General features: G+C 39.3%; 10 protein-coding genes. 5 read left to right on the forward strand and 5 right to left on the reverse strand.

The window, feature by feature from the left end:
* Positions 1 to 107 precede the first annotated feature (107 nt).
* Positions 108 to 1,259, forward strand: a complete 1,152-nt coding sequence (locus Q0X72_RS00070) for a DNA polymerase III subunit (RefSeq protein WP_297760186.1) — start codon at positions 108 to 110, stop codon at positions 1,257 to 1,259.
* 31 nt (positions 1,260 to 1,290) lie between these two features.
* Positions 1,291 to 1,689 (forward strand): DoxX family protein, encoded by a 399-nt coding sequence (locus Q0X72_RS00075; RefSeq protein ID WP_297760189.1) that lies wholly within the window; start codon positions 1,291 to 1,293, stop codon positions 1,687 to 1,689.
* Between the two features lie 38 nt (positions 1,690 to 1,727).
* Here Q0X72_RS00075 and Q0X72_RS00080 read toward each other — a convergent pair whose 3' ends face one another.
* The 5 genes from Q0X72_RS00080 to Q0X72_RS00100 form a co-directional block, all read right to left on the reverse strand.
* Positions 1,728 to 2,234 (reverse strand): OmpH family outer membrane protein, encoded by a 507-nt coding sequence (locus Q0X72_RS00080; protein ID WP_297760192.1) that lies wholly within the window; start codon positions 2,232 to 2,234, stop codon positions 1,728 to 1,730.
* Positions 2,235 to 2,497: 263 nt separating this feature from the next.
* A complete protein-coding gene (locus Q0X72_RS00085) occupies positions 2,498 to 3,325 on the reverse strand; it encodes a class I SAM-dependent methyltransferase (RefSeq protein ID WP_297760195.1) in 828 nt (275 codons plus the stop codon).
* Between the two features lie 68 nt (positions 3,326 to 3,393).
* The gene (mnmG, locus tag Q0X72_RS00090) at positions 3,394 to 5,262 is read right to left on the reverse strand and encodes a tRNA uridine-5-carboxymethylaminomethyl(34) synthesis enzyme MnmG (protein WP_297760199.1); all 1,869 of its coding nucleotides are present in this window, start codon (positions 5,260 to 5,262) and stop codon (positions 3,394 to 3,396) included.
* Positions 5,263 to 5,271: 9 nt separating this feature from the next.
* Complete coding sequence (gene ybeY / locus Q0X72_RS00095; protein ID WP_297760202.1) at positions 5,272 to 5,691, reverse strand: rRNA maturation RNase YbeY; 420 nt, start codon at positions 5,689 to 5,691, stop codon at positions 5,272 to 5,274.
* On the reverse strand, positions 5,684 to 9,082 hold the full coding sequence (locus Q0X72_RS00100; RefSeq protein WP_297760205.1) for a hypothetical protein: 3,399 nt from the start codon (positions 9,080 to 9,082) through the stop codon (positions 5,684 to 5,686). The genes ybeY and Q0X72_RS00100 overlap by 8 nt, the downstream gene beginning before the upstream one ends.
* Before the next feature lie 73 nt (positions 9,083 to 9,155).
* Between Q0X72_RS00100 and Q0X72_RS00105 the strand changes: the two genes are divergently transcribed.
* The 3 genes from Q0X72_RS00105 to Q0X72_RS00115 all read left to right on the forward strand — a co-directional run bounded on the left by Q0X72_RS00105 (position 9,156) and on the right by Q0X72_RS00115 (position 12,861).
* Positions 9,156 to 10,199 (forward strand): alkane 1-monooxygenase, encoded by a 1,044-nt coding sequence (locus Q0X72_RS00105; protein ID WP_297760207.1) that lies wholly within the window; start codon positions 9,156 to 9,158, stop codon positions 10,197 to 10,199.
* 103 nt (positions 10,200 to 10,302) lie between these two features.
* Entirely contained in the window at positions 10,303 to 11,814 is a 1,512-nt protein-coding gene (gene gltX / locus Q0X72_RS00110; RefSeq protein WP_297760210.1) for a glutamate--tRNA ligase, read from the forward strand.
* 114 nt (positions 11,815 to 11,928) lie between these two features.
* A complete protein-coding gene (locus Q0X72_RS00115; protein ID WP_297760212.1) occupies positions 11,929 to 12,861 on the forward strand; it encodes an SPFH domain-containing protein in 933 nt (310 codons plus the stop codon).
* Positions 12,862 to 12,900: the final 39 nt, after the last annotated feature.

The raw sequence follows: 12,900 nt of genomic DNA on the forward strand, positions 1-12,900 counted from the left end.
TTAGTAGATTTTGAGAATCGCAAATGTAAAGAATAAATGAACGAGGGTAAAGCCACTACTTTATTTAAATTAACACCCAGACCAACAAAATCTGTATATTTGACCTCATGCTTTTTAAGGAAATTATAGGGCTCCCCCACATAAAAAAACATCTGACGCAAAGCGCAGATTCTGGCCGTGTGCCTCATGCTCAGTTATTCGTGGGACCGGAAGGTTCAGGAACATTACCGGCCGCTATTGCATATGCCCAATACATTCTTTGTAACAATTCTCAAGGTGAAAATACTACGGGCGATGAAGCATGCAATCTAAAATGCAATGCTCTTTCACATCCCGATCTTCATTTTGCCTTTCCGGTATCCAATTCAGATACTGTTAAAAGTCATGCTGTAAGCAATCACTACCTTACGGAGTGGAGACAATTTCTAAAAGAGGACCCATACGGTAGTTTATTTGACTGGTATAGGACCGTTGGCATAGAAAAAAAACAAGGTCAGATTGGTGTAGATGAATCCCATGAGATCGTGAAGAAGTTATCTCTTAAAGCCTACGAAGGTGGTTATAAGGTGATGATTATTTGGATGGCTGAAAAAGTGAATACGGCAGCGTCCAATAAATTGTTGAAATTACTTGAAGAGCCACCCAACAAAACTATTTTTTTATTGATCGCAGAAGATGAGGAGCAGATCCTGCAAACGATCAGATCTAGATGTCAGCTGCTACATTTTCCTCCATTGCCAGAAGAGGCTATCACAGGAGCATTGGTGGAAATGGGAGTGCAACGAGAAGAAGCCCAGCGGTTGGCTCATGAGTCTAATGGCAACTTCAACAAGGCCCTGGAGCTCATGAACAAGGATTCGGAAGAATTGATCTTTGAAAAATGGTTTGTTCAATGGGTGCGAAGTGCCTTTAAGGCCAAGGGTAAAAAGGCGGCAATTCATGAACTCATTTTATGGAGCGAGGAAGTGGCTAAAACCGGGCGAGAAACTCAAAAGAACTTTTTAAAATACTGTATGGCCGTTTTTAGACAAGCCATGCTCATTAATTATAATGTGGAAGAATTAGCCTATATGAAGGTACATGTAGATGGATTTCAGTTCAATAAATTTGCTGGCTTTGTTCATGAGAATAATATCCTGGGGATCATGGAGGAATTGGAACAAGCTATTTATCACGTAGAACGAAATGGCAATTCAAAAATAATATTGACCGATCTTTCCATTAAACTCACCAGATTATTGCACAGATCGGCAGCTTGATCACAATGCTGCCCAACTAAACAGGAATACTATGGAAGTCATTACTCAGAATATTACAGTTTTATTATTACTCCTTTTCCTCGTCATCACTTTTCTACAAAGTGGCATAGACAAAATGATAGATTGGAAGGGGAATCTTGACTGGCTTACGGGTCATTTTTCCCAAACGCCATTTAAAAAAATGGTCCCTTTAATGCTTTTTATAGTGCTGGTTATGGAAGTTTTAGCCGGATTGTTTAGTGGCATTGGATTTGTTCAAATCCTGCTATCCGGGGAGAGCGTCTTTGCTTTTTTTGGTGGCGTTTTGGCTTGTATTACTCTGTTAATGCTGCTTTTTGGCCAGAGAATGGCCAAGGACTATGAAGGAGCTAAAACCATTGTTATTTATTTTATACCTGCCATATTACTGGTATTTCTACTACAATATTAGTTAGGAAATACTCTGATGAAAGAGGCTTTATTGCCTTGTTACTCCTGAGTTTCTTTATTTAAAACTGCCAGGACCTCATCGGTGACATCCTTAGAATCTGCGCCATATAGAACACTGCCGCCTTCTCCGCCTCCCAGGATATACGTATAGCCTTTTGCTTTTCCAAATGCTGCGATCTCTTTCTTCACTTTCTGGATCACACTGTCCATTTCCGCCTGACCCTGCAATTGCAATAACTGTTCTTCCTGCTGAAGTTCTTGTCCAATACGTTGTCCTTGTTGTTGTAACATAGCGTATGCTTCCTGAGCCTTCTGCTGAGACATTCCCTTTACCTGAGCCTCCAATCCCTGAGCTTCCCTTTGAAAAACCTGTGAAATACTGTCACGTTTTTTATTGAATGTTTCTTTCTGAGCGGTGAATTGCGCTTCAACAGCTATTTTTTCTTTGTACCCATCCATTAGGCGGATATTGTCTACATAAGCAATCTTATCTTGTTGGCAAGCCATTGCGGTTAAGATCGCAGTTGCTATAAAAAACTTTTTCATTTGATACTTGTTTTAAGTCGGCAAAAGTAAGAAAGGAATTATTTGGAATCATAAAAATTTTAAATAAATCTAAAAGGGGCTATTGTATAAGAAATACCTTTCTAACAATTGTATAGATTATTTCTATGTCTTTGTTGCATTGTGATTGTTTTACTCTATTAATCTGACGGACATTTAAAAGCCCTCTACGCTAGATCTTTGCACTCCCGTACAAGTATGGCCAAGAATGCGAGATAATTCACTAAAAGGCCCGTAACGCGCTATTACCGCTTTTCTAAGACGTAAAGTAAGGAAGAATACTCCCCGCTTCTCCAGCCATGGTAGTTTGAGCGAAGTCCGTGCCAAAAAGCAGCCAAGAATCGATGTTTCCCGTGTCTGTATTTTTCAGAGAGCTGAGCAATATAAAATGCGTCAAATATCATCGGTTTGGTGGTAACCAATGAAAATCCATTGTTAGAAAAGATCCTTTGAATTGATTTTTGGGAGAAATGCCATAAGTGTCGAGGCACGTCATATGCCGCCCAAAAAGATCCATAGTGAGTTGCATCATAGGAACGAAAATTAGGGACAGCGATAAATAACACCCCATCATCAGTAAGCCTATTTTTTATTTCCTGTATATTTTTTTCAAGATCAGGTACATGTTCCAGTACATGCCAAAGGGTAATCAGATCGTATTTTTTGTCGCCAAGGTCATTTAAGGTGGCCTTCAATTCTATTCCCTTTACCTTAGCCACTGAACGCGCTTTTGAATTTGGCTCTACCCCATCTGACGCCCAGCCGCGTTCTTTCAAGAACTTGACAAGTGATCCTGTACCGGCGCCCACATCTAATACCTCAGCATTTTTCTTTGTGTATTTTTTGATCCAGGATTCCTTCTTCTTAAGGTTAAATTTTTTTACCAGTTGGTATATTTTTTCTAAAACAGTACGATTCCCATCGGTATGGGAGACGTAATTCTCATCCTGATAATACTTGTCTATTTCTTTGGGTCTTGGAACGGTGTGAAGCATTTCCAAGTTAGCATTATACTGCAACTCAAAACTTTCCTTAGTGACCGCATGATCCTTTGTAGTTAAAAAGAATTCCATAGTTATCATTCAAATGGACAAAGTACAATTAGTAAGCCCTAAATTGTTCCACGTGGAACAATTGTAGTTTAGCGCCCCATAAAAACCAATAACACACTTATGTCGCTTGGGGAAACCCCGCTTATTCTGGATGCCTGTGAAATGGTTACGGGTCTTATGGCATGTAACTTTTCGCGTGCCTCATAGGATAGTGATTTCAGTTTAGAATAATCGAAACCTTCCGGTATTTTAATGTTCTCCAGGCGTTGTAGTTTATCCGCATTATTCTTTTCCTTTGCTATATAGCCAGAATATTTTACCTGTATCTCTGCCTGTTCCATTACCTCCCTGCCCAATTCATGAGTTTCAACATAATTGGCCACCTCCTCTAGTTGAAGCATATGACCCATTGTAACATTAGGTCTTGAAAATACCTTATACATCTTATCAGCTTGTTTTACCGGAGCAGACGCCACTTCTTCCAGAATGGGATTTATAGCCTCCGGGGAGAAACTTGTATTCCTGAAAAAATCTATAAAAGCATCCGATTTCCGTTCCTTCTCCTGCATTTTTCTAAGGCGTTCTTCAGATGCCAATCCTAATGCGTAGCCTTTTGGGGTTAATCGTATATCTGCATTATCCTGACGTAATAAGGTTCGGTACTCGGCCCTGGAAGTAAACATGCGATAAGGTTCTTCTGTCCCCTTTGTAATAAGGTCGTCTATTAATACCCCAATATATGCCTCATCTCTCTGTAGTGTAAAAGGAGGAAGTTCGCTTATCTTTAAATGGGCATTGATCCCTGCCATTAGCCCCTGAGAAGCTGCTTCTTCATACCCAGTAGTACCATTTATCTGGCCCGCGAAATACAAATTCTGAATTAACTTAGTTTCTAGTGTGTGTTTTAATTGTGTTGGTGGAAAATAGTCATACTCTATTGCATAACCAGGTCTGAAAAATTTCACTTTCTCAAATCCTTTTACTGATCTTAGTGCCTTAAATTGCACATCTTCCGGTAAGGAAGTAGAAAAACCATTTACATATACTTCCACTGTATCCCAGCCTTCAGGCTCAACAAAGATCTGGTGACTTTCCTTATCTGCAAACCGATTTATCTTATCTTCTATGGAAGGACAATAACGAGGCCCTATGCTTTTGATTCTTCCATTAAACATAGGAGATCTGTCAAACCCTTCTTTTAATAATTCATGAACCTCTTTTGAGGTATGGGTCATATGACAATCTCTTTGTGCTGTCAAAAGAGGCGTATCTAAATATGAGAATTTTTCAGGAACAATATCCCCTGGCTGAAGTATCATTTTGGAATAATCAAGAGATCTGCCATCTACACGCGGCGGTGTTCCCGTTTTCATTCTTCCCGAATCGAATCCAAAGGTGCTTAACTGTTCCGTTATTCCGGTTGAGCCCTTTTCTCCGGCTCTTCCCCCACCAAATTGCTTCTCGCCTATATGAATTAGACCATTAAGGAATGTGCCATTGGTTAAGATCACCGACTTCCCTTTGATATCTAAACCTAACGAAGTTCTTACTCCAACTACCTTATCACCTTTTACTAGTAAACCCTTTACCATCTCCTGGTAAAAATCTACGTTTGGTGTGCGTTCTAAGGCTAAGCGCCATTCCTCTGCAAAACGCATTCGGTCATTCTGAGTTCTTGGACTCCACATTGCCGGACCTTTACTTTTATTCAGCATTTTAAACTGTATAGCAGATTTGTCCGAAACTATGCCACTATATCCACCAAGGGCATCAATCTCTCTAACTATTTGTCCTTTGGCAATACCACCCATTGCAGGATTACAAGACATTTGCCCTATAGTCTGCAGATTCATGGTCACCAACAGTGTTTTGGAACCCATATTGGCAGCAGCAGCAGCAGCCTCAGCGCCTGCATGTCCACCCCCAACTACAATTACATCATACTCCTTTTCGAACATTGCCTTCTTCTATTGTTCCACGTGGAACATTTTTAATTTTTCATTCTCCTTTTCTCTCATCACCTTCTTTTCCGCCTTAGTTTTATCCGTATAACCTACTAAATGCAATACCCCGTGTGCCATGACGCGTCGTAACTCATCTTCCGGTTTAACTTTGTATTTCTTTGCATTCTCCTTAATTCGATCCATCGAAATAAGTATGTCACCATGAATCTCACTCCCCTTTGTATAATCGAACGTAATCACATCTGTAAAGTCAGTATGTCCAAGATATTTCTTATTGATCTCCAGTACCTGATCATCCGTAGTTAATACAAAACATAAATTACCAGGAATTTTGTCTTCTGAAATAATTAAACTTTTCAACCAATCGGTATATTTATATAACTCAACTATCTTAAAATCAGTTTCGTATACAAAATCAATCATCCTTTTTAAAATACTTCTTAGCTTTATCCTTGTAAAATTCCTGCAAAGGTAATACTTGTCTTTGTAATAATTCTAATTGGCCTTCTTCTGTTGTCTTTTCTTTTCTGCTGTTTATCAGCGGCTTACCATAATTCTTGCTTACCTTCTTACTTTCACGCTCTTCCTTCTCTCCCTGCTGCATGGCCGCATTCTCAAGTTTTAGCAATTGTTGTTGAATTCTATTCGCCTTGTCCATTGTGCGTTGCGTAATGCCATTCTCCAGAAGATCGCGTTCAAATTCTTCCATTTGTTGCGCTAATCTTTTGGCCAACTGTTTATCTGATTCCTGAATAAACGTAGCCAGTTGTTCTTCTAACTTTTCACGTATTAGTTGCTGTTCTTTGTATATCTCGTAGAGTTCATTTAGTTCCTTTTCATTCATATCCAAACCGCTACCAGTATTTTCTCCTTTAGATCCGCTTCCACCTGCCCCATCTTTTCCTTCGTCACCTCCTTCTTTAGGTTCATTACCACTCTTTCCTCCTTCTCCTTGTTCACCCTCTTTGCCTTCTTGACCTTCTTGTCCTTCATCCCCCTTTTGTTTCATCCCCTCCATACGCTCCTGAACACCGCTTTGTCCTTTAATAATATCGGGTAATTGAAATCCATCATTTTTTTGTCCACTTCCTTTTCCCTTACTCAATGTCTCCTGCATATTTCCTAAAATATTCGCCAGAAAATCTGCCAAATTATTTGCTGCTGTTAGTACATATTGCTGGTACGACACTCCCTGATAGGTTTGCCCTTCAGAAAGGCTACTAAGCGAGCGATCAATATTATAATAGACCTCAGTTATCTGCTCATTGACAAATTCCGTTAACTCCACTTGTCGCAAAGACAAAGCAAAAAGACTATCATCTACATGTTCAAATAAGCTCTTTAATTGTTGTTCTTCTTTTACAACGCTTGTATAATAACCCCTCTCCATTCCCTGTTCCTGTAAACGATCATATAGGGTCTCCTGTTTAAATGAAAATTTCAATAAATTATCCAGGATCTGCCTTAGCATTTCGGCATCTTCTGCCATGGATGATCCACCCCCGGACATGGCCGATTGCTCCAAAGCCTCCGACATCTGTTTCATCTTGTTTGCGGCTGATTGCTGCTTCTTTTTGGCCTTGTTACCGGCCTTTTCCTTTTCCTGACCTTCCGATGCTTCCTCCAGGCCCTGTTGTTTGTTTAATTCTTCCTTGGCCTCATTCAAATCTTCCTTTACCTCTTCTTCCTTTTCCTCAGAAGTATCCATCTGTATAGGCTTCTTTAGATCTGCATTGGCCTTTCTAAGGTCTTCCAGTCCTTTAGAAATTGTATCGAACTGATTATTTATCTTTTTTTGTTGATCAACATTAAAATCTTGTTCCTGCCCTAATTTTGATAAAATATACTGCCTTTCACTTAACTCATCAAGATCCTTGGCTAACTGATTCGCCTTCTCTGTAACGTAATACCGCTTGGTTAGTTCAAGTAATTGTTCCAGATTTCGTTTGCTATTTTGTTGCTTTTTGCCTATTTCTTCCAGGCGTTGGGACATTTCCTCTTTGTTTAACTTATCGGCAATCTTCTTTAATTCTTCCAGAAGTCGCTCATTCTTTCTTGCTTCAATTTCCTGCCGCTCCAGTCGTTCTTTTAACAAAGGATCTGTTTGCTTCTCATTGGCCATTGATTTATTGAGTTGCTTGCTGAATTTTTCCATCAGTGCCTCTTGCTGTTGCTGTTGCTTTAAAAAGTCTTTTATCGCCCTTTGATCATTAAAGCTCAGTACATTCTTTTCTTTTTGATCTCGTTCTAGTTGCTTTAAAGCATTTTCCTGTTCCTGGAATTTATCCAATGCCCCATCCCATTCCTGTAAAAGCTTCTTTTGATCGTTTAATTGCTGCTCCTTTTCCTGTCTTTCATTGAGAATGTCTGTAGAGAATACCTGACTTTTTGCCTTCTTTCCACCCCGCAGTGCATCATTATCTGTTACTTGAAAATAATAGGAATATCTCCTTCCTCTTTCCAGTTCCAGACCAGAAGGAAAATCATAGTAAAAACTAAAATCCCGATCTCCGGGGCGTGCCAATTCCAAAGTAATACCTTTATTCTCTTCATTATCAGCATAATAGACTATTTCTAGCTTTGATACTTTATAATCATCTGATGTAATTCCTTCGTAAGAAAGTGCTTGACTTACTGAGTCGCGTATCTCCTTTACCTTGATAGAAGGACTTGCATCCTTGTTTACTCTAATACGATATTGGAGTCGCTCATAATGCTCTATATTCTCATTAGAAGTAGTTACTTCATATTCTAATTCATTAAATACCTTTCTTGTATACCCATATTCTCCCTTATCAACCGCAAATACTACCGTAGTATCATTAGTTATCAATTGTACACTATTAGTATTTTCACTTTCTATTTGCCACATTATTATTGTGCCTTCCGGTACTACAGCATTACCCGTTCCCTGAAGTGTATCCGTCTTTTTTTGAGTATAGGCCGGATAAGATAAAATGGTCTTGAATTCCTGAATAGAAGGTGTGACCAGGGCGTTTAACTGATACTGCCTAGACCTTATTTTATTAGCACTTAAATAAAAGTCCTGAGATTGTATCGGAGCCCTGAATGTATATGAAAACTGACCATTAGTTTTTTGTAATAATCGTTCTTTTCCGTCTATAACGATATAGGCAATATCTGGTTGTATTTCCCCTTCGGTAGCGATATTGAGTGTATACGATTCTGATTCTAGCACATCCAAAGCCCCATTTAATACTACAAATCTGAAGGGTGCCGGTTTCTCATAGGCCACATCATAGTTGACCACACGATCATAAGAACTCATAAAAGAATTTAACTGGCCTGCTATACCAATGCCTGCTATTATGAATAATGGAATAAGTACATATTTTCCATATGCCAAACTCTTTCGAATATCTATTGCCCTATTAAAAGGGATAGGCGAAAGTTGATTAGAGCGTTGTTCTATGCTTGCCAGCAACAATTCTGTTTTCTGTTTGTCGTCTGCGAGATCTAAAAGATTAATCAGATTATCGCCCACTTCCGGAAAGTGGTTACCAATGATCCTGGAAGCTACTTTTAGATCGAGTCCTTTTCGAATTCTTAGTAAATAAGTAATAGGGATTATTAGATATTTCACTAACAATAAAAGGGTTACTGTTAAAGAAATAATTAATAAAACGAGTCTTGCCGTGGAGCCTAGCCAAAGAAAATATTCCAACGCCAGTACGCTTAAGAAAAACAACAATGCCAGAGCCACAAATACGAAGGCCCCTTTGATCATTCGGGTAGTATAGTACTTGGTGATGAATGCCGACAGTTTATGTAGAATGTTCTTATAACTATCCAAAATCTGCTATATTTAATACCAAGATACCGGATATGGCATAATTGAACCTCAAAAATTTGTTAAAAAGCTTACAATGAAGGAATTAAAATACCTGGCAGCCTTAACACTTCCTCTTTCTGCTTTGATCGGTATAAACTTAGGGGGGGTATGGAGCTATTTTACCCCGGTGTACGGCTTTGTTCTTATTCCAATATTGGAGATAATACTCCCGTTAGACACTCGGAATTTTGATAAGGAAACAAAAGATAAAAGAATCCTCAATACATTGTTTGATTGGATGCTCTATGCCAATCTTCCCATAGTATATGGACTACTTTTCTATTTTCTATGGTCATTTTCACAAACAACATATGCTCCTTATGAAATAGCCGGACTTATACTTTCTATCGGTATCGTCCTGGGAACTAATGGCATTAATGTAGGTCATGAATTGGGGCATAGACTGAAGTCCAATGATCGATTCCTTGGAAAATTACTGCTTCTCCCTTCCTTGTATATGCATTTCTATATTGAACATAATTTTGGCCATCATCTCCATGCCGCTACAAAGGAAGATCCGGCAACTGCCCGCTATAATCAATCTGTATATTCCTTTTGGATCACCTCTGTTAGCGGGCAATTGGTAAAATCCTGGAAGATCCAATTAAAATTATTGGACAGTGAGAAACGATCGTTCTTTTCCATTAAGAATGATATGTTTTGGTATATTATTTTGCAACTCGCTTATTTGATTCTGGTCCTTATTCTCTTTGGCCTACCTACCCTTTTGTTTGCGATTGGGGCCGCCACAGTAGGCTTTTTACTTTTGGAAACTGTCAACTATATTGAGCATTACGGGCTCTTACGTCAAAAGATGCCTTCAGGACGTTATGAACGAGTGAAGGAGATACACTCATGGAACAGCAATCATGTTTTAGGGCGAATCATGCTATACGAATTAACCAGACATAGTGATCATCATTATATCTCTTCCAAGAAATACCAGGTTCTCGATTGCCATGAGGATTCTCCGCAAATGCCCTTTGGCTATCCTACCTCCATGGTTCTTTCTCTTTTGCCTCCTTTATGGTTTAAGATCATGAATAAACGTATCCCCAATACAATGAAACCTGCATAAAGGCTCTTGCATTTCACAATGATACAGAAGGCCGGGAATTGATACCGTTACCTTTTGGCATTCCATAGCTTCCGCCTATCTTTGCTTTCTTAAGAATTTTTCCATGAACAACAATGTCCGCGTTCGGTTTGCTCCCAGTCCCACTGGACCATTACATATTGGTGGAGTCCGTACTGCCTTATTCAATTACTTATTTGCTAAAAAACATGGAGGTTCTTTTGTCCTGAGGATTGAGGATACGGACCAGAACCGCTATGTAGAAGGCGCAGAGCAATATATCATAGATGCCCTGAATTGGTGTGGGATCCCTTTTGATGAAGGTCCTGGGAAGAATGGAGCTTTTGGCCCCTATCGCCAAAGTGAGCGAAAGGAACTATACAAAAAGTACGCCGAAGAACTGGTAGAAAAAGGAAAAGCGTATTACGCTTTTGATACAGCGGAGAAGTTGGAGTTTCACCGGAAAGATCATGAAGAAAAAGGCAAGACCTTTATTTACAACTGGCATAATAGAGAAAAACTTTCCAATTCACTTGCACTAACCGCTGAAGAAACTCAGGCCAGAATAGCTGCAGGAGAAGATCACGTTATCCGGTTTAAAACTCCACATGAAGATACCATAAAGCTTCACGACCTGATCCGCGGAGATATAAGTATTGATGCTTCTTTATTAGATGACAAGGTATTGTTTAAAAGTGATGGGATGCCTACCTACCATCTTGCAAATATTGTAGACGATCATTTAATGGAGATCACGCATGTGATCAGGGGAGAAGAGTGGTTGCCTTCATTGGCACTCCATTGTCAGCTATACGAGGCATTTGGATGGAAGCCTCCTGTTTTTGCACATCTGCCTCTAATTATGAAGCCCACGGGAAAAGGAAAATTAAGCAAACGCGATGGTGAAAAAATGGGCTTTCCGGTATTTCCGCTTTCCTGGGGATCATCTGTCGGCTATAAGGAAGCCGGGTATTTCCCGGAAGCAGTCGTAAATTTCCTGGCCATGCTCGGATGGAACTCCAGTGATGATAAAGAACTTTATACGCTCGAAGAATTGATCAATGCTTTTACGCTGGAGCGGGTTCATAATTCCGGAGCGCGATTCGATCCGGATAAAACCAAATGGTACAACCATCAATATTTACAGCAAAAATCGGATGAAGAGCTTGCGGCTCTTTTTTATCCTATTGTTCAGAAAAAGAATGTCTCTCTGGCATCTCATATGGACCTATCATATGTAACCAAGGTGGTGTCTATGGTAAAGGAGCGCGCTAATTTTGTAAATGACCTTTGGGATTTAAGTTCGTACTTCTTTGAAACTCCTGATGAATATGAAGAGAAGCCGGTTAAGAAACAATGGAAGGAAAACACACCTACTATTCTTGGTAATCTCCAAAAGGTATTAGAAGCAGCTCCTTCATTTGAATCTGCCAATTTGGAGACAGTCGTTAAAGATTGGATCGTAGCTGAAGAACTATCCTTTGGGATGGTAATGGCGCCTTTGCGTCTTGTAATTGTCGGAGACCTAAAAGGACCTCACTTATTCGATATTCTTGCCCTTATAGGAAAAGAAGAAAGCGTAAAAAGAATTCGGATCGCGATAGATCGACTAACTTAATATTGGCAACAATATCTAATTCCGCATTCATGCAATACCAGATTGTAACAAAATCATAAAAATACCGACCTATTAGGTACACTTATTTTTTAATCATTAACTAATTCAATAATAATGGGAAATTTTATTTTAATACCGATCTTCTTTTTTGCTTTCATCCTTCTTTTACTCTCATTTTTTGTAGTGAAACAACAAACGGCGGTCATCATTGAACGGTTTGGTAAGTTCCTCAGCATTCGGAATTCCGGATTACAAATGAAGATCCCATTGGTAGATAAGATAGCTGGTCGTGTGAGTCTAAAGATTCAACAATTAGATGTGATCGTAGAAACAAAGACGCTAGATGACGTGTTTGTGAAACTTAAGGTTTCTGTTCAATATGTTATTATACGAACTAAGGTCTATGAAGCATTTTATATATTGGATTTCCCACATGAACAGATAACATCTTATGTATTTGATGTGGTAAGGGCAGAGGTTCCTAAAATGAAATTGGATGATGTCTTTGTGAAAAAGGATGATATTGCCATTGCCGTGAAAGGCGAATTACAAGATGCAATGCTCGATTATGGATATGATATCATTAAAACCCTGGTTACCGATATTGATCCAGATTCTCAAGTAAAAGCAGCCATGAACCGTATTAATGCCTCGGAAAGGGAAAAGATCGCTGCGCAATTTGAAGGAGATGCCGCTCGTATCCTGATCGTAGAAAAAGCAAAAGCCGAAGCAGAAAGCAAACGCTTGCAGGGAATGGGTATTGCAGATCAAAGACGAGAAATAGCCCGTGGTTTGGAAGAATCAGTAGAAGTACTTAATAAAGTAGGCATCAATTCTCAGGAAGCATCTGCCCTGATCGTAGTAACACAACATTACGATACACTTCAGGCCATTGGAGAAGAAACCAATACCAATCTTATTCTTCTGCCTAACTCACCACAGGCAGGAAGTGATATGCTGAATAACATGGTTGCATCTTTTACCGCAAGTAATATGATAGGGGAGGCCATGAAAAAAGAAAATCCAAAGCCTAAAGGGAAGCAGTAATTAAATTCTTGTATAATTAAAAAACCTGAAGATTTAAGA

This window comes from uncultured Muriicola sp. (genome assembly GCF_947258935.1).
Taxonomy (GTDB): Bacteria; Bacteroidota; Bacteroidia; order Flavobacteriales; family Flavobacteriaceae; genus Muriicola.